The organism is Parafrigoribacterium mesophilum, from assembly GCF_039652555.1.
GTDB classification, from domain to species: Bacteria; Actinomycetota; Actinomycetes; order Actinomycetales; family Microbacteriaceae; genus Parafrigoribacterium; species Parafrigoribacterium mesophilum.
The window spans coordinates 104,594-120,090 of sequence record NZ_JBDJAF010000005.1; the positions used below are offsets into that span (position 1 = coordinate 104,594).

The window sequence follows — 15,497 nt, forward strand, 5'->3', positions numbered from 1 at the left end:
GGAAAGGTATCGCTCGGGCCTGGTAGGGCGGGCGTTGCGCGACCAGGCGCGGGCGGCCAGACTCGACGGATGGCCACCGAGTACCCCGACCTGCTGCTGCCGGATGCCGCCGCCTGGCGGGCCTGGCTCGAAGAACACCACGCGGACTCGCCCGGGGTGCGGCTGATCCTCGGCCGTAAGGGCGGCACCATCACCGCGCTGGACTACGCCGGAGCCCTGGACGAGGCGCTGTGCTTCGGTTGGATCGACGGCCGGTCCCTCAGCCGCGACGACGAGAGCTTCTTCCAGCGGTTCACCCCGCGCCGTCCACGCAGCAGTTGGTCGCTGCGCAACGTCGGCCACATCGCTCGGCTCGAGAACGAGGGCCGGATGCGCCCGGCCGGCCGCGCCGCAGTCGAGGCGGCGAAGGCGGACGGACGCTGGGAACTGGCCTACGCCGGCCCGGCCCGCGCCGAGCCGCCGGCCGACCTGCTGGCGGCGATCGCCGCCGATCCGAGCGCGCAGGCCATGTACGACGTGCTGACTGCGCAGAACCGGTACGCGCTGATGTTCCGGCTCAGCCAGCTGAAGACGGATGCCGCGCGCCGGCGCAAGATCGCCGGCTTCGTCGAGATGCTGGCCCGGCACGAGGCACCGTACCCGCAGAAGCGGCTGCCAGACTAGAGGCCATGCCGCCGTTTCTCGCCGATTCCGCGCGTGCCGCCCTGGCCCGCCTCGCTGAGGGTGACCGGGCGCAGGTGATGCCGGGCCCGCTGGACCGGCTGCGCGACATCCGATCGCTGATCACGGCGCTGGAGCAGGATGCCGCCACCCTGGATGCGGTGCGCGACGCCCTGGCGAGCGGCGCGAGTTGGGATCAGGTGGCCGAGGCATCCGGCCTCAAGCCGGCGGCGGCGAAGTGGCGCTGGCAGGGCAGCGACGCCGAGATCGCGTCCCGGCACGAGGCCGGCCGCAAACGGTCGGCGCGGCCGAGCAACGTGCCGACGGACCTGCCTGGACTGTCGGTGGCGGAGGCGGCCCGCCGCCTGGGCGTGAGCGTTCAGGCCATTTACCTGCGCATCAGCCGCGGCTCCCTGGATGCCACCACGGTGCACTTGCCGGATGGGCGCAGTTACAAGCGGGTGTTCCCGGACGGGATGCGCTGAGTTGCGCCTAGGTGTGCTTCCGAGTGCTCGGGAAGGACACCAATGTGCAAGTGAGGTTAGATCTACTCGCGGGACAGCATCCGGTGTTCCGGGTCCAGGTTGCGCAGCAGTGTGTCTGAGATGGCCTCCAGCTGCCCGATCTGCTCGTCGGTGAGCAGGTCGACCACGTTTTCGCGCACCGTGCGCACGTGCCCGGGCGCCGAGGCGACGACCTTCTGCCAGCCGGCCTCGGTGAGGCTGGCGTTGGTGGCGCGGCGGTCCTCTGGGCAGGGGGTGCGTTGCACGTAGCCGCGGCGCTCCAGCCGGGCCACCACGTGGGACAGCCGGGGGAGCGTGGCGTTGGTGTGATCGGACAGCGCCGTCATGCGTAGCGTGCGATCCGGCGCCTCGGAGAGCATGGCGAGCACGAAGTACTCGAAGTGGCTCAGCTCGGCGTCGCGTTGCAACTGTGAATCCAGCACGCCGGGCAGCAGTTCCAGGACCGCGACGAAGCGCAACCAGGCGTGCAGTTGCGGTGCGGTCAGCCATTTCTCCTCGGTCATGAAATCAGTCTAGCAAATTACTTGACGCTACAACTGAAGCGAGGTAACTTATTTGTAGCAACAACTAATTGAGCGGTCGCCGAGAGGCGAGAAAAGGAGCACGACATGACGAGCGTCACCATCATCGGAGCGGGCAAGATGGGATCGGCCATCGCCGGGATCGCGGCCAAGGGCGGAGCGCCCGTGCAGGTTCTGGCCCGGGATGCCGAGAAGGCCGCGGAGGCGGCGAAGGCGGCCGGCGCATCGGTCACCTCCGGCGCAGTGGGCGACGCCCCCAGCGGCGACATCGTCGTGCTGGCCGTTCCCTACCCGGCGCTCAGCGACGTGCTGGGACAGTACGCGGCACAACTGGACGGCAAGACCGTCGTCGACATCACCAACCCGCTGGACTTCGCCACCTTCGACAGCCTCACCGTGCCGGCCGATTCCTCCGCCGCGCAGGAGGTCGCCAGCCGGGTGCCCGGCGCCTCCGTGCTCAAGGCGTTCAACACCACTCTGGCCGCCACGCTCACCTCCGGGCAGGTCGGCGGACAGCCGACCACCGTACTGATCGCCGGAGACGACGGCGACGCCAAGGCGGCGCTGGCCGGCGTGCTCGAAGCCGGTGGCATCTCCGCGGTGGATGCCGGTGCGCTCAAGCGGGCCCGCGAGCTCGAGGCGCTCGGGTTCCTGCAGCTCACCCTGGCAGCATCCGAGAAGATCAGCTGGGCCGGGGGGTTTGCGGTCGAGAAGTAGGTTTCGAGACGCGGCCTCGTTCCTCGGTCGCTCCTCAACCACCGGGTGTGCACTAGGGACGGCCTCGTTCCTCGGTCGCTCCCCAACCACCGGTGGGAGAAACCACCCGGTCCCGGCGAAAGTCGGGACCGGGTTCCCTTTTGTGCGGGACAACGCCGGCGGCACGGTTGTGAGGTCAGAAGACCCGCAGCTCGTGAAGGAGAACATCATGGTCACCACCGCCCAACCCGTTCAGACCGCCACTGAACGACGACACGGACACCGCCGCCTCGAGTCGGTCGCCGGAAGCTGGCCGATCGGCGTGAAGGTCGCCGCGAGCGCCGTGCTGATCGGAGCGTTCGTCGCCCAGCTGGTCAATCGGTCGCTGCTCGACATGAGCCACGGCTATGCCAGCCTGTTCCACCAACTAGCGACCGATCCTGGCCCCGCCAACACAGCGGCCATCGCCGGCATCTTCGCACCGGCACTGCTGGTGGGCTCCGTGCTGATCTGGTTCCGGCTGGCTCGCACCCGCAGCCGCATCGCATCCTGGATCACCCTGATCAGCGGAGTGCTCGCCTTCACCTGCCTGCCGCTGATGATGGGCTTCTCGGTGTCGGCGTTCGCCCTGGCCGACGCACACCTGGGCACCACCGCAGCCGCCGCCGCCCTGTCCGGATACGCCGGTCCACCCGCCGCCGTGCTGTTCACCGTCTACAACAACGCGTCGATGCTCACCATCCTCGCCGCGGCCTGGGCGCTGTGGCGCTCGCACGCCGTCTCGCGGGCCAGCGTCATCCTGCTCGTGCTGTTCATCGCCGGCGACATCGCCGGACTCCTGCCGTTCGACGCCCACTACCTCGGCCTGGCCGCCGCAGTGCTGATGTCGGTTTCGCTGTTCACCGCGACGGCACCATTCCGCGACGGCGACCCTGCCACTAGCATCAAGCCATGACGCTCGGGACCGCCCGATGAAGATTTCGCGCGGCACCCCGGCCGCTGTCGCGACGGCACTGTCCGTTCTGGCAGCGACCGAGGTCGCGTTCTTCGTCGTGCTGGTCGGGGCGGATGCCGGCGAATGGCTCGCCCTGGCCACCGAGAACGGCCTCACCACCGCCGCCATCGCCGTGCCGTTCGCCGCCGTCGGAGCCCTGATCATCCGGCGCGCCCCGCGACACGTGCTGGGCTGGATCTTCGTGGCCCTCGGCCAGCTCACCGCCGCGGCCACCCTGTCCGGCATCTGGGCCGAACGCGGGCTGGCGCCGCACACCCTCGCGGTCGTCCTCGCGGCCTACCTGTGGGTGCCGGCACTGCTGCTGGAAACGGCCACGCTCACCCTCTACTTCCCGGACGGCCGGCTGCCGTCCCGGCGCTGGCGCCCGGTGGCCTGGGTCGCCTGGTCGGTGGTGGGGGTGGGCAGCCTCGGCAACATCCTGATCGGGCCGCCGCTGGAAGAGGTGGATGCCGGGCTGCACAATCCGTTGACCATCTCCGGCATCGACCCGGCACTGTCGCTGTCCATCTTCGCGACGCTGATCGGACTGGCCGTGGCCTGCTTCGCCGCCGGGCTCGTCGGCGTCATCGTCCGCACCGTGCGCGGCTCGCGGCAGCGCCGGGCGCCGCTGTGGTGGATGATCGGCGCGTTCGCCGTAACCCTGGTCGGCGGACTGCTCGGCCCGATCCCGAACCTGATCGGCTCCCTCGCCGTCCCGATCGGCCTGGGCGTGGCCACGCTACGGTACGGCCTGTACGACGGCGACCGCTGGCGGGGACGCACCGCCATCCACGGCATCGCTGCCGTCGTCGTGGTGGCGGTGGTCGCGGTGCCGGTCGGCATCCTGGCCGCACAGATCGCCGGCGGCCCGGCCGGTGCGGTGCTGGCCGCCGTGGTGGTCGGGGTCGGTTTCGCCCCGGCGCAACAGTGGGCGCGCCGCGGCATCGATCGGCTGTTCTACGGCGACCGGATGCAGCCCTACGCCGCGCTGTCCCGGCTCGGCCAGCGACTGGAGGACGCCCTGTCGCCGGAGGAGGTGCTGCCGGCCCTGGTCACCACGGTCAGCCGCTCTCTGCATCTGCCCTACGCCGCGGTCACCCTCACCGGGGATGCGGAGCCCGCCGCTCAGGTCGGCGAACGCGGCGAGCACGTCGAGGCGCTGCCGCTCCTGCACGGTGGTGATCGGGTGGGCACCCTCGAGGTCGGCGTGCGCCCCGGTCAACGCGTGCTCGATGCCGGCGACGAGGTGCTGCTGCGCGATGTCGCCGCGCAGGCGGCGGCCTCGGTGCGCGCCGTGCTGCTGAACCGCGACCTGGTGCGCTCGCGGGAACGGCTCGTCGTCGCGCGGGAAGAGGAGCGGCGGCGCATCCGTCGCGACCTGCACGACGGACTGGGGCCCACGCTGGCCGGCGTCGCCCTCGGGCTGGATGCCGCGCACCGCGCCGCCGGACGGGCCGGGCTGGGCGAGAGCCTGGGACTGGACGCGATCCACGCCGACGTGCACCACGGACTGGACGACCTCAAACGGATCGTGGCCGAACTGCGACCGGCGGCCCTGGATGACATCGGCCTGGTCGCCTCGCTGCGCGACTACGGGGCCTCGCTGACGGCATCCGGTCGCATCCTGGTGTCCGTGGACTGCGTCGACGAGCTCCCCGCGCTGCCGGCGGCGGTCGAACTGGCCGCGTACTTCGTCGCGCGGGAGGCGATGAACAACGCGGCCCGCCACTCGCAGGGCCGCCGCTGCCAGGTGAGCCTGCGGTTCGCGGACGGGCTCGATGTGCGGGTCACCGACGACGGCTGCGGCATCGGGGAGGCGACTCGGTCGGGCGTCGGACTCGGATCGATGGCCGAACGCGCCCGGGAACTCGGCGGGCACTGCAGTGTCCAGTCGGTCCCCGGGGGCGGCACCCGCGTGCACGCACATATTCCGGTGCGGGCATGAACGAGCCGATCCGGGTCATCATCGCCGACGACCATCCGGTGTATCGCAGGGGCCTCGCGGCCGCGCTTGCAGACGATGCCGGCATCCGGCTGATCGGCGAGGCCGGCAGCGGTGAGGAGGCGTGCGCGCTGGTGGACCGCCTGGACCGGGTGGACGTCGTACTCATGGATCTGCACATGGACGGCATCGGCGGAATCGCCGCGACCGGCGCGCTGCGTGAGCGCCACCCGGAGTGCGCCGTGCTCGTGCTCACGATGTCCGCGGCCGATGAGACCGTCGACGCGGCGCTGCGCGTCGGCGCCCGCGGCTACCTCGTGAAGGGCGCCGACCAGGACCGGATCGTCTCGGCCATCCGGTCGGTCGCCGCCGGCGAGCTCGTGGTCGGCGCGGAGGTCGCGCACCGGGTCGCCACGACGCTGTCGAGCCTGCCCGTGCACATCGGAGCGTTCCCCGCGCTCACCGCGCGGGAGCGGGAGGTGCTCGACCTGATCGCGCGCGGATACGACAACGCCAGGATCGCCCGAACGCTGTTCCTTTCCGAGAAGACGGTGCGCAACCACGCCTCGGGTGTCTTCGCGAAGTTGGAGGTCGGCAGCCGGGCCGAGGCGGTGGCCCGGGCGCGGGACGCCGGACTCGGGAGCTGAACCGGCCCGACCATCGGGGTGCGGCACGGGAATCTGTTCTCGCCGGACAGAAGCGGCCGTAGTCTCGATTCATGAATCGGGCGTTCACTCTGGTCGCCGCTCAGCTGCTGCTTCTGGCGGCGCTGGTGGTGATTCCGCACGGCACGCTGTGGCCGGTGGCCGCCGCCGCGTTGGTCATCGTCATGGTGCTGGTCCTGGCCGGTGCGGCCCTGGCCGTCCTCGGCGCGGCCGGGCTCGGCTCGGCCCTGACCGCCAGTCCGATTCCACGGGAGCACGCCGGTCTGGTCACGACCGGCATCTACGGCGTGGTCCGTAACCCGATCTACACCGGGCTGCTGGTCGCCGGGCTCGGCCTGGTCGTGTTCGGCGCCTCCATCTGGCACATCGTCACCTGGCTGGCACTGCTGTCGTTGCTGGCCGGGAAGGCGCGATGGGAGGAACGGATGCTGCGCGCCAAGCATCCGGAATTCGATCAGTACGCCGCGCGGGTGGGGCGCTTCATACCGGGTGTCGGCCGGCTGCGTCGACCGGACTGACCCGCTGACCGCATCGGACTGGCCGCGCACCTGCCCAGCATCCGGCTTTCATCATTCAGGACATCGTGTGACCGGTGGGCCGGATGCGACGGGTGCGGTGCTCACGGTCACCACCAGCCTCAACCGCCCCATCGGCTCCTGAATGATGGAAGGGGACGGGGTGTGCTGGCGCGGGATCGCTAGACTTCCGGCATGGGTAACTGGAACTTTTCTGAGTCGATCATCGTGTCCCGACCGGCGGAGGAGCTGTACGCCATGGTCTCGGATGTGACCCGGATGGGCCAGTGGAGCCCGGTGTGCACCGGTGGCTGGTGGGACGACGACAGTCGCGGCGTCGGCGCCTGGTTCACCGGCCACAACGAGACACCCACCAAGACCTGGGAAACCCGCTCCCAAGTGGTGGCCGACGAGCCAGGACGTGAGTTCGCCTTCGTCGTCGGCGGCGACCGCACCCGCTGGGGCTACACGTTCAGCCCGGCCGCCGGCGGTACCGAGCTGACCGAGTCGTGGGCGATCCTGCCGGCGGGGGAGACCTACTTCGCCGAGCGATTCGGCGAGACGGCCGAGGCCGAGATCACGCAGCGGCTCGAGAACGCGCGCAGTGGCATCCACGCCACCCTGGCGGCGATCAAGAAGGCCGCCGAAACCGCCTGATCCGGCCCGCGAATCGGCACTGGCGGCAGGTCGGCGCGCCTCGGACTAGCCACAGGTGGCATTCGGCGCGCACACTGGCGGCATGACGATGCATCTCACGGGTGAGCCTGCGGCGGATGCGCTGCTCACCGAGAACGACCTGGCGCTGCTGATCGGGATGCTGCTCGACCAGCAGGTGACCATGGAGTCTGCCTTCGCGGGCCCGGCCAAGATCCGCGACCGCATCGGCTCGCTGGATGCCGCCGCGATCGCCGACCACGACCCGGATGCCTTCGCGCAGGTGTTCAAACAACCACCGGCGGTGCACCGTTTTCCGGGGTCGATGGCGGCACGCGTGCAGGCGCTGTGCGCCGCGGTGCGCGACGACTGGCACGGCGACGCGACCGCGATCTGGACCGACGGCAACCCCGACGGCGCCGAGATACTGCGCCGGCTGAGGACCCTGCCCGGCTTCGGCGAGCAGAAGGCCCGCATCTTTCTGGCGCTGCTGGGCAAGCAGCGCGGGCTGGCGGCCGTCGGCTGGCGCGAAGCATCCGCCCCGTACGGTGAAGACGGCTCGCGGATGTCGGTGGCCGACATCGTCGACTCCGAGTCGCTGGACCGGGTGCGCGAGTCGAAGAAGGCGGCCAAAGCCGCGGCGAAGGCCCGATAGCGAGTCCCCACCGGGGCGACTCATAGAGGAGAAACCATGTCCGACAAATATGTCGCCACCTCGACGATCACCATCGATGCGTTGCCGTCACGGGTCTGGGAAGTGATCACCGACACCGAATCCGTGGGGCAATTGTTCTTCGGCTCCGAGGTGATCACCGACTGGAGCGTCGGCAGCCCGATCGTCTGGCGCGGCGAGTGGGAAGGCAAACCGTTCGAGGACAAGGGCGAGATCATCGCGTTCGAACCGGGCCGCCGCCTGGAGACCACCCACTTCAGCCCACTGACCGGGCAGGCGGATGCGCCGGAAAACTACCACACGCTCACCTGGACGCTCGAGCCGTTCGGCACCCAGACCGTGCTGACACTGAGGCAGGACAACAACGACAGCGCGGAGGCCGCCGCGCATTCCAAACAGATGTGGGACTCGCTGCTGGCCAGCGCGAAGGACGCCGCCGAGGGCGCCTGATCACGGTTGTCCCGACGACCGGCGAACCGCCCGCGCCACCGTGCGGGGAATTCGAAGACGGACGTGGTTCACTCCTGTCCATGACATCCATGCCGATGTTCCCGCTGTCGTCGGTGCTGTTCCCGGCGATGCCGATGGCGCTGCGCGTGTTCGAGGACCGCTACCTGCTGATGATGTCCCGGGTGCTGCAGCAGGACATCCCGGAATTCGGGGTGGTGCTGATCGAGCGCGGCTCGGAGGCCGGCGGCGGCGAGCAGCGCTTCGACACCGGCACCGTCGCCCACATCACCCAGATGGAAACCGACGGCCGCACCCTCGGGCTTGTGGTGCGCGGCACCCGCCGGGTCGCCGTGACGCGCTGGCTCGAGGACCGGCCGCATCCGCACGCCGAGGTGCTCGACCTTCCGGACCTGCAGTGGACGGATGCGCTGCAGCCGCTGCACGAGGAAGCGGAGTTGGTCGTGCGCCGCACCCTGGCCCAGGCCAGCGAGTTCTCCGAGGGACAATGGCCCGCCGAGATCGGCCTCTCGGAGGATCCGATCCAGTCGAGCTGGCAATTGGCGGGTGTGGCACCGATCGGCCCGCTCGACCAGGTGCACCTGCTGCGTTCCGCGACCGCGGCGGAGTTGCTGCAGGGCATCATCGACGCGACCAGCGGGGCCGCCGAGGTGCTTGGTGCTGGCGGGGTGCTCGGTGCCGACGGAGCACTCGATTCCTGGGACGACGACGAGTTCCCCGACATCGACGACGGCGACGACTGACCCGCTGCGCCGCCGGCCAGTGTTTCGTCGTGTGACGGCTCTACCGACAACGCCGACGCGCGAAATCTAGAATCGAGGCAGCTGGAACGGACATGGAGCGCGAAGGAGGTCGGAATTGACGAGTCTCACAGGAGTGGCCGGCATCATGCAGTGCGCCCACGCCGCGGAGGAGGGCTGCGTCAAGCGCGGTCCCGGCCACGCCTTGCACCCGATCCAGGCCCGCGCCGCGGCGGCCACCGGCAGCAAGTGGATCGACGGCATCGTGCGCAACGCAAGCACCGACGGCTGGATCGCCGTCGAGCCGATCGGATCCGGTGACACCATCTGGGCCTGGCACCACCACGACCTGAGCGCGCAACTGAGCCCGGGGGCCCCGGTAGCGCTGCATTCGCTCTACAAGGTGCTTGCCGCCGGCGACACCCGGGTCAGCGTCCTCACGATCTGAGTCGTCCTGACGATCTGAGTCGTCCCGACAATCTGAGTTCTGACGTCGTCCCGACAATCTGAGTTCTGACGGTGCTCTAGCTCACCGGCATCGTGCCCTTCATCGCATCCGCCATCTTCTGCATCGACATCGCGCACTGACGGCACACCTCGGCGCACATGCGGCAATCGTCGCTCATGTCCGCGTGTTTCATGCACTCGTCGGCGCAGGCCGAAGCCATGGTCATGGTGGCCTGCACCATGGCCGTGAAGCTCTCCAGGTGCATGCCGTTCGGGCGCATCATCATCCGCATCATCGTGTGTGAGGTGTCGGCGGCGTTCATGCACATGTTCGCGCACATCGCCATGGCCTCGCCCGTCATCATGCCGGCGCAGGTGGTGCAGGCCTGCTCGCACGCGGAGCAGGCTTCGATACACTCCTGCATCATCGCCATATCCATGCCCGTGGTCGGCATGTCCTTCTGGTGGTTGTCCATCATCTGCATCGCAGGGTTCATCATGGGAACCGTCCATTTCTGGGGCTGCCGAGCACCAGCCGGTGCCGATGCCGAATGCGGCACCCCACCGATTCGATGCTACGCCGCGGGCTCGCGGACCGCTCGGGCAGTGTGCGAGCACCGCTCGCCTAGTCCGCGACTGCACTAACCCGCGACTACATAGCGCAGGTACACCGTGCCGTTGCTGAACCGGTGTTCATCCAGCAGCTTCAGTGCCAACCGGATCCCCCGGGGCAGTGCCGCGGTGCCACCGCCCACCACCACGGGCACGACGAACAGGTGGACCTCGTCCACCAGGCCGGCCCGGATCGCGTGCCCGGCCAGATCGGCGCCGCCCACGCAGAGGTCGTGCGGCGCGGCTGCCTTCCAACGTCGGATCGCTTCCGGATCGAAGCGGTGCTCCAAGGTCGTCTTCGCGCTGACCGATGCGGCCAGCGTCGTGGAGTACACCACCTTGTCGGCCGCCTGCCAGATCGCGGCAAAATCCCGCTCGACCGGCAACTGGTCGGGCAAGTCCTGCGCGGTTTCCCAGTAGAGCATCGTCTCGTACATCCGCCGTCCGAACAGGTAGGTGCCGATCGGCCGCAAGAGGTCATTGACGAAGCCGTGCACCTCCTCATCGGGGGCGGACCAGTCGAAGTTGCCGTTCTCGTCGGTGATGTATCCGTCGAGCGAGACGGTCAGTGAATAGATCAACCTGCCCATGGTGCACAATCCTCCTAATATCCCGTTCGTTGTCCTACGAGGGCGGCCGATCCCTGTCCGAATCCCGCGCCCTGTTCCCGAACACGCCGGAGGCGGCGGTGCGATAGGACGAATCGATGATCTCCTCGAGCACGGCGAGGTCGACCTTCTCGAGGTCCTTGAGGTAGAGGCAGCCGACGCCGGTGGAGTACTCGCCGAGCCGGGCCAACTGGTCCGGATAGGCGCCGACGCCGTCCGGCAGGTAGACCGTCGTGGCCGCCTTCCGCGGTGAGAAGCCGGCCGCGGGGGCATCACCCTCCCGCCCGCTGGCGTACTTGTAGTGATAGGTGCCGAAGCCGATGATCGACGGTCCCCACAGCTTTGGCGCCTCACCCGTGACCCGCGCGATCAACTCCAGGAGCGTCTGGGCATCGCGCCGCCTGATGGGACTGGCCACCGCCTCGATGTAGGCGTGCACCGACCCGTCTCCGGCGCTCAGTGTGGCCATCGCCACGTCCGTTCCCTCGATCGTGCTCGGGCACTGCTGTCCACAGTAGCCAGTGCGGGCGGACCGGCAAGCTCCTACGGGTGTCGGGCACAGCGCTGTCGGGCACAGGGGTGTCGGGCACAGCGCCGTCGGGCACAGCGCCGTCCGGCACAGCGGAGCGGGCCCCGGCTCTGCGCCGGAACCCGCGCCCGCATCCGCGCCCGCATCCGCACCCGCTCGATGCGTCTACCCGGCGCCGACTACTTCAGTGCGAGGTTGCCCTTCATTCGGAGGTCGGCCACCCCGGAACCACCCTGGCTCGTGCCGTTCACCGCAGAGGTGGTCTCGGCGAACGTCTGAGTGGTGTGCGCGATCGCATCCGCCATCTGCTCCAGCACTCCGAGATCGAGATTGTTCACGGTGTCGCAGGCCTGGTGGTAGCACGGATCGAACGGTTCGCCGGCCACCCCGCCGTAGAGCTCAGCCTGCTCGGCGGTCTTGATGCCCTCGGCGCCGGTGAACAATCCACCGGCCGGAATGCCATTGCTGATGAACCCGAAGTAGTCCGAACGACCATCGAACGCGGTCGGCTCGGTGGCCAGACCCTGCGAGGCGAAGTAATCCGTGAAGACGTGCTCGATGTTCGCCGACCCGTTCGGGCCTTCCGTGCCGAACGCATCCCCATCGCCGTCGTAGACGAACCGCACCGGGTTCGGCGAGGCGACCATGTCGAAGTTGAGGTTCAGCGCGTGGTCCTTGATGTCGCGCTTGGTCAGCTGGGACACGTAGTAGTCGGAACCGACCAGGCCGTCCTCTTCACCGCTCCAGAACGCGAACCGCACCCGGTTGCGTGGTTCGTCGCCGGACTCGGCCATCTGAATCGCGGTCTCGAGGATCGCGGCGCTGCCGCTGCCGTTGTCGTTGATGCCCGGGCCCTCGGCGACGGAGTCCAGGTGCGCGCCGACGACCACGGTGCGGTCCGTGCGGCCGCCGGTGTCCGCGAGCACGTTGAACGTGTTGACCGTCTGCACACCGGCATCCACCTGCATCCGCATCGTCACGCCCGCGATGCCGGCGAGGGCCTCACCGAGCGCGAACGTCGTCCCCATCGCCGGGATCGCCGCCTGTGGGGCGTCGAGCGTGCCGAAGAGCAAGCCGACCCGGTCGTCGCCGGGCGCCTCGTTGCCCTGGTTGAACACCAGGATGCCGGCCGCACCGGCGGCCGCGGCGTTATCGACCTTGACGCGGAAGCTGCAGGTGCCGCGTTGCACCAGCGCGATGGTTCCCGCAGCGAAGCCGGCGAAGTCGGCGGCCTCGCAGCCGCTGGTGGAGGCCCGATCGCCGGTGAGATTCAGGTCGACCGGGGTCAGCGTCGCGGTGACGTCCCCGGAGCCGGAGTAGTCCATCGTGTCGAAGTCGGTCTGGTCGACATAGGAGGCGGGAGTGGGGGAGAGCTGCTCCAGAGCGGAGCCGGTCTCCACGAACTGGTCATAGGAGAAGGGTTGACGCACCGGGTCGTAGCCAGCCGCGCGCAGTTGTCCCTCGATGTATTCGGCGGAGGCGACGTGACCGCTGGTGCCCGCCGCGCGGTCGCCGTCGTTGGCATCTGCAATCGCCTGGAGTGCTTGGAGGTGGTGCACGATATTCTCGGCCGTGACGGCGTTCCGCAACGCTGTGGTGTCCGTGCCGTTGTCGGCGTACGCCGGCAGTCCGATTCCGACCGGTAGGCCGATGCTCACTGCCACGCCCACGCTGGTAGCGATCGCTACCCGGCGCAGCCTTCGGTTGGGTCTCATGGGGATCTCCTTTGATTCTCATACTGTTGCTTCACAGCAACGGCCGACAGCCGGCTGTTCCAGCATCGGCACCGTGTGCCCGACCATAGTGGAGTCTGGCCCCGAATGGGGGTAGACAGCTCTTTTCACACGGTGCTTTCAGGCACGATGCCTGCGTGTAGCCTCGTGGTGTCTCTGCGCGGGGTGTCTCTGCGCGGGGTGTCACTGCAAGGAGGGCTCATGGCCGAGCGCAATCGCGTCACGCCGCTCGGTGACATCGTGGCGACGCCACTTCGCGGAGCCTGGACCGGCAACCGCGGCCGCATCCACTCCGGCACAGCCATCACCAGGTTCCACTCCGGCAATCTCTGGATCATCTGCGCGCTGCAGTTCCGCGGCCGTTGGAATCCGCAGTGGCAGCCCCACCACTACACGTTCCTGTTCTTCCACGACGAGGCCGTGGCGCTCGCCGCCGGACATCGGCCATGCGCCGAATGCCGGCGCGGCAGCTACAACGCCTACCGGACCGCCTGGGCGGCCGGCCTGGGCGTCGATCTGCCGTCGGCCACCGCGATGAACCGGCAGCTGCACTCCGAACGGCTGATCGGCGGAACGCATCGGCGCCTGCTGCACCGGATGCCGCGGGCCGAACTTCCGGACGGCACCTTCGTCCTTCCCGAACCGACAGACTCCGCGAGCGCACCGTACCTGGTGCTCGGCTCTGAGATCGTTCAGTGGGGCACCGAAGGGTACAGCCGGCGCCAGTCGCGGCCATCCGACGGCCTGGTCGAGGTGATCACCCCGCCGGCGACCGTCGCCGCGCTGCGGGCCGGGTATCCGGTGCAGATCGACCCGTCCGCCCGCCCGGAGGTCACATCCGGGCGCCCCGGCACGTCTACCGGGTAGGACATACTGATCGAGAGAAGGAAACCAGACTTATGTACCACCGTCACGCCACGGCCCCCACCGCGATCGGGGAGCTCACCCTCGTCGCCGCGGATGCGGCCCTGATCGGCATCTACTTCCCGCAGCACTGGGTCAAGCCGGAACGCGCCGCGCTCGGCGACCTGGTGGAGCTGGAGCGTGACCCGCTGCTGGCGGAGGCGGCCAGGCAGCTCGAGGAGTATCTCGTCGGGCAGCGCACCGAGTTCGACCTCCCCACCGCCGCCCACGGTGACGCGTTCCAGGAGCGGGTCTGGGCCCTGCTGCGGCAGATCCCGTTCGGTGAAACCGTCACCTACGGAGAACTGGCGGAACGGCTCGGCGACAAATCCCTCGCGCGAATGGTCGGCCGGGCGGTCGGCCACAACCCGCTGTCCATCATCGTGCCGTGCCATCGGGTGGTGGGCAAGAACAACAAGCTCACCGGTTACGCCGGCGGGTTGGAACGCAAGCAGTTCCTGCTCGACCTCGAGGCGCCGGCCGAGGTGAAGGCCGCCCAGTTGTTCTGAGGTCCTCCGCCGGTCCTCGGCCGCCGGCCCGCCGTGCCAGAGCAACCAACATTCAGAGCAACCAACATTCAGAGCAACTATAATTCCGAGCAACCATAATGGGGTGGTGGGGTTCACGCGGGCGCAACTGGAGTCGTTCCGGAACGCCGAGGTCCCCGACCTCGTCGGCCCCGATCTCCGGTTGTTGTTCGTCGGCATCAATCCAGGTCTGTGGACGGCCGCCACGCAGACCCCGTTCGCGCATCCGGGCAACAGGTTCTATCCGGCCCTCGCACTGGCGGGCATCATCCCGCAGCTGCCGTCCTTCGCGGCGGGGCTCAGCGAGGCCGATCGGCAGGCGTTCCTGGATGCCGGCATCGGCATCTCCAACCTCGTGAAGCGGGCCACCGTGCGTGCCGACGAGCTCTCGCGCCAGGAACTTCGGGCCGGCGCCGACCGGCTTGCCCTCGACGTCGCACGCTGGAAGCCGGCGGTGGTGACCATCGTCGGCCTCACCGCCTACCGAGCCGGGTTCGGCCACCCGAAGGCGCGCGCCGGAGCGCAGCCGGAGAACCTCGCCGGGGCCCAGCTTTGGGTGGTGCCCAACCCGAGCGGGCTCAACGCGCACGACACGATCGCCTCGCTCGCGGCGTCGTACGCCGAGCCGGCCCGCGCGGCGGGAATTCTGCCCAGTTAGACCCCTTGCGCCGCCGGTCGGCACCGACTAACGTACAACCAAATGGTTACAGATACGTCGGTGGGCACCCAGTCTGCGTCGCTGAAGATCCACCTCAGCGACGCAGAGGTGGATCGCCTGTTCCACGCTCTCGCCGACACCACCCGTCGTGACATCGTCACCCGGGTGATGGAACGCGAGCAGTCCGTCTCCGAGTTGGCACACAACTACGCGATGAGTTTCGCCGCCGTGCAGAAGCACGTGGCGCTCCTGGAGCGCTGCGCGCTGGTGAGCAAACAACGGCGTGGCCGCGAACAGATCGTGCGCGGCAATCTCCAGACCGTGCAGCGCGCCATCCGCCTGCTCGACGCCTACGAGGAGATCTGGCGGCAGCGCGCGGAGCGTATCGACGACATTCTTGCCGCAGACAAACCCAGGGAGTGATGACA

20 protein-coding genes and 1 pseudogene are annotated in these 15,497 nt (G+C 69.0%); 16 read left to right on the forward strand and 5 right to left on the reverse strand.

Annotated elements, in window-relative coordinates:
* The first annotated feature begins 69 nt into the window (after window positions 1-69).
* Window positions 70-663: a YdeI/OmpD-associated family protein gene (locus ABFX56_RS14575; protein ID WP_346234084.1), complete on the forward strand. Its 594-nt coding sequence runs from the start codon at window positions 70-72 to the stop codon at window positions 661-663.
* Between the two features lie 5 nt (window positions 664-668).
* Window positions 669-1,145 carry an RNA polymerase sigma factor sigma-70 region 4 domain-containing protein gene (locus ABFX56_RS14580; RefSeq protein ID WP_346234085.1) on the forward strand — a complete coding sequence of 159 codons (477 nt, stop codon included), beginning with the start codon at window positions 669-671 and terminating at the stop codon, window positions 1,143-1,145.
* Window positions 1,146-1,207: 62 nt separating this feature from the next.
* Here ABFX56_RS14580 and ABFX56_RS14585 read toward each other — a convergent pair whose 3' ends face one another.
* The gene (locus tag ABFX56_RS14585) at window positions 1,208-1,687 is read right to left on the reverse strand and encodes a MarR family winged helix-turn-helix transcriptional regulator (RefSeq protein WP_346234086.1); all 480 of its coding nucleotides are present in this window, start codon (window positions 1,685-1,687) and stop codon (window positions 1,208-1,210) included.
* Between the two features lie 90 nt (window positions 1,688-1,777).
* Here ABFX56_RS14585 and ABFX56_RS14590 point away from each other — a divergent pair.
* From ABFX56_RS14590 to ABFX56_RS14635, 10 genes and pseudogenes are all read left to right on the forward strand, one after another.
* A pseudogene (locus tag ABFX56_RS14590) lies at window positions 1,778-2,422 on the forward strand (NADPH-dependent F420 reductase); the annotation flags it as partial.
* Between the two features lie 142 nt (window positions 2,423-2,564).
* On the forward strand, window positions 2,565-3,356 hold the full coding sequence (locus ABFX56_RS14595; RefSeq protein WP_346234087.1) for a hypothetical protein: 792 nt from the start codon (window positions 2,565-2,567) through the stop codon (window positions 3,354-3,356).
* Window positions 3,357-3,372: 16 nt separating this feature from the next.
* The gene (locus ABFX56_RS14600) at window positions 3,373-5,340 is read left to right on the forward strand and encodes an ATP-binding protein (protein WP_346234088.1); all 1,968 of its coding nucleotides are present in this window, start codon (window positions 3,373-3,375) and stop codon (window positions 5,338-5,340) included.
* Complete coding sequence (locus ABFX56_RS14605) at window positions 5,337-5,984, forward strand: response regulator (RefSeq protein WP_346234089.1); 648 nt, start codon at window positions 5,337-5,339, stop codon at window positions 5,982-5,984. Before ABFX56_RS14600 ends, ABFX56_RS14605 begins: the two co-directional genes overlap by 4 nt.
* Window positions 5,985-6,055: 71 nt before the next feature.
* A complete protein-coding gene (locus tag ABFX56_RS14610; protein ID WP_346234090.1) occupies window positions 6,056-6,520 on the forward strand; it encodes a methyltransferase family protein in 465 nt (154 codons plus the stop codon).
* A 192-nt stretch (window positions 6,521-6,712) separates the two neighbouring features.
* Window positions 6,713-7,174 (forward strand): SRPBCC family protein, encoded by a 462-nt coding sequence (locus ABFX56_RS14615; protein ID WP_346234091.1) that lies wholly within the window; start codon window positions 6,713-6,715, stop codon window positions 7,172-7,174.
* A gap of 82 nt (window positions 7,175-7,256) precedes the next feature.
* Window positions 7,257-7,826: an HhH-GPD-type base excision DNA repair protein gene (locus ABFX56_RS14620; RefSeq protein ID WP_346234092.1), complete on the forward strand. Its 570-nt coding sequence runs from the start codon at window positions 7,257-7,259 to the stop codon at window positions 7,824-7,826.
* A gap of 36 nt (window positions 7,827-7,862) precedes the next feature.
* Window positions 7,863-8,294 (forward strand): SRPBCC domain-containing protein, encoded by a 432-nt coding sequence (locus ABFX56_RS14625; RefSeq protein WP_346234093.1) that lies wholly within the window; start codon window positions 7,863-7,865, stop codon window positions 8,292-8,294.
* A gap of 80 nt (window positions 8,295-8,374) precedes the next feature.
* On the forward strand, window positions 8,375-9,055 hold the full coding sequence (locus tag ABFX56_RS14630) for an LON peptidase substrate-binding domain-containing protein (RefSeq protein WP_346234094.1): 681 nt from the start codon (window positions 8,375-8,377) through the stop codon (window positions 9,053-9,055).
* A 115-nt stretch (window positions 9,056-9,170) separates the two neighbouring features.
* A complete protein-coding gene (locus ABFX56_RS14635; RefSeq protein WP_346234095.1) occupies window positions 9,171-9,500 on the forward strand; it encodes a hypothetical protein in 330 nt (109 codons plus the stop codon).
* Between the two features lie 76 nt (window positions 9,501-9,576).
* On the opposite strand, the gene ABFX56_RS14640 is transcribed toward ABFX56_RS14635, so the two are convergent.
* The 4 genes from ABFX56_RS14640 to ABFX56_RS14655 all read right to left on the reverse strand — a co-directional run bounded on the left by ABFX56_RS14640 (window position 9,577) and on the right by ABFX56_RS14655 (window position 12,963).
* Window positions 9,577-9,999, reverse strand: coding sequence for a four-helix bundle copper-binding protein (locus ABFX56_RS14640; protein WP_346234096.1), 423 nt, complete (start codon window positions 9,997-9,999; stop codon window positions 9,577-9,579).
* A gap of 141 nt (window positions 10,000-10,140) precedes the next feature.
* Window positions 10,141-10,701, reverse strand: a complete 561-nt coding sequence (locus ABFX56_RS14645; RefSeq protein ID WP_346234097.1) for a dihydrofolate reductase family protein — start codon at window positions 10,699-10,701, stop codon at window positions 10,141-10,143.
* Window positions 10,702-10,735: 34 nt separating this feature from the next.
* Complete coding sequence (locus ABFX56_RS14650) at window positions 10,736-11,188, reverse strand: DUF1801 domain-containing protein (protein ID WP_346234098.1); 453 nt, start codon at window positions 11,186-11,188, stop codon at window positions 10,736-10,738.
* Between the two features lie 239 nt (window positions 11,189-11,427).
* Window positions 11,428-12,963 (reverse strand): M20/M25/M40 family metallo-hydrolase, encoded by a 1,536-nt coding sequence (locus ABFX56_RS14655; protein WP_346234099.1) that lies wholly within the window; start codon window positions 12,961-12,963, stop codon window positions 11,428-11,430.
* Between the two features lie 219 nt (window positions 12,964-13,182).
* On the opposite strand from ABFX56_RS14655, the gene ABFX56_RS14660 reads away from it, so the two are divergent.
* The 4 genes from ABFX56_RS14660 to ABFX56_RS14675 all read left to right on the forward strand — a co-directional run bounded on the left by ABFX56_RS14660 (window position 13,183) and on the right by ABFX56_RS14675 (window position 15,492).
* Complete coding sequence (locus tag ABFX56_RS14660) at window positions 13,183-13,848, forward strand: hypothetical protein (protein ID WP_346234100.1); 666 nt, start codon at window positions 13,183-13,185, stop codon at window positions 13,846-13,848.
* A 32-nt stretch (window positions 13,849-13,880) separates the two neighbouring features.
* Complete coding sequence (locus ABFX56_RS14665; protein WP_346234101.1) at window positions 13,881-14,393, forward strand: methylated-DNA--[protein]-cysteine S-methyltransferase; 513 nt, start codon at window positions 13,881-13,883, stop codon at window positions 14,391-14,393.
* Between the two features lie 106 nt (window positions 14,394-14,499).
* On the forward strand, window positions 14,500-15,069 hold the full coding sequence (locus ABFX56_RS14670; protein WP_346234102.1) for a mismatch-specific DNA-glycosylase: 570 nt from the start codon (window positions 14,500-14,502) through the stop codon (window positions 15,067-15,069).
* A 42-nt stretch (window positions 15,070-15,111) separates the two neighbouring features.
* Window positions 15,112-15,492: an ArsR/SmtB family transcription factor gene (locus ABFX56_RS14675; RefSeq protein WP_346234103.1), complete on the forward strand. Its 381-nt coding sequence runs from the start codon at window positions 15,112-15,114 to the stop codon at window positions 15,490-15,492.
* Window positions 15,493-15,497 lie beyond the last annotated feature (5 nt).

Bases quoted from the DNA above. Each gene is read 5' to 3' on its own strand.
- ABFX56_RS14605 (WP_346234089.1), top strand. From the start codon at position 5,337: ATGAACGAGCCGATCCGGGTCATCATCGCCGACGACCATCCGGTGTAT.
- ABFX56_RS14640 (WP_346234096.1), bottom strand. From the start codon at position 9,999: ATGATGAACCCTGCGATGCAGATGATGGACAACCACCAGAAGGACATG.
- ABFX56_RS14620 (WP_346234092.1), top strand. From the start codon at position 7,257: ATGACGATGCATCTCACGGGTGAGCCTGCGGCGGATGCGCTGCTCACC.
- ABFX56_RS14660 (WP_346234100.1), top strand. From the start codon at position 13,183: ATGGCCGAGCGCAATCGCGTCACGCCGCTCGGTGACATCGTGGCGACG.
- ABFX56_RS14645 (WP_346234097.1), bottom strand. From the start codon at position 10,701: ATGGGCAGGTTGATCTATTCACTGACCGTCTCGCTCGACGGATACATC.
- ABFX56_RS14600 (WP_346234088.1), top strand. From the start codon at position 3,373: ATGAAGATTTCGCGCGGCACCCCGGCCGCTGTCGCGACGGCACTGTCC.
- ABFX56_RS14615 (WP_346234091.1), top strand. From the start codon at position 6,713: ATGGGTAACTGGAACTTTTCTGAGTCGATCATCGTGTCCCGACCGGCG.
- ABFX56_RS14655 (WP_346234099.1), bottom strand. From the start codon at position 12,963: ATGAGACCCAACCGAAGGCTGCGCCGGGTAGCGATCGCTACCAGCGTG.
- ABFX56_RS14585 (WP_346234086.1), bottom strand. From the start codon at position 1,687: ATGACCGAGGAGAAATGGCTGACCGCACCGCAACTGCACGCCTGGTTG.
- ABFX56_RS14650 (WP_346234098.1), bottom strand. From the start codon at position 11,188: ATGGCCACACTGAGCGCCGGAGACGGGTCGGTGCACGCCTACATCGAG.
- ABFX56_RS14575 (WP_346234084.1), top strand. From the start codon at position 70: ATGGCCACCGAGTACCCCGACCTGCTGCTGCCGGATGCCGCCGCCTGG.
- ABFX56_RS14665 (WP_346234101.1), top strand. From the start codon at position 13,881: ATGTACCACCGTCACGCCACGGCCCCCACCGCGATCGGGGAGCTCACC.
- ABFX56_RS14630 (WP_346234094.1), top strand. From the start codon at position 8,375: ATGACATCCATGCCGATGTTCCCGCTGTCGTCGGTGCTGTTCCCGGCG.
- ABFX56_RS14610 (WP_346234090.1), top strand. From the start codon at position 6,056: ATGAATCGGGCGTTCACTCTGGTCGCCGCTCAGCTGCTGCTTCTGGCG.
- ABFX56_RS14580 (WP_346234085.1), top strand. From the start codon at position 669: ATGCCGCCGTTTCTCGCCGATTCCGCGCGTGCCGCCCTGGCCCGCCTC.
- ABFX56_RS14625 (WP_346234093.1), top strand. From the start codon at position 7,863: ATGTCCGACAAATATGTCGCCACCTCGACGATCACCATCGATGCGTTG.
- ABFX56_RS14675 (WP_346234103.1), top strand. From the start codon at position 15,112: ATGGTTACAGATACGTCGGTGGGCACCCAGTCTGCGTCGCTGAAGATC.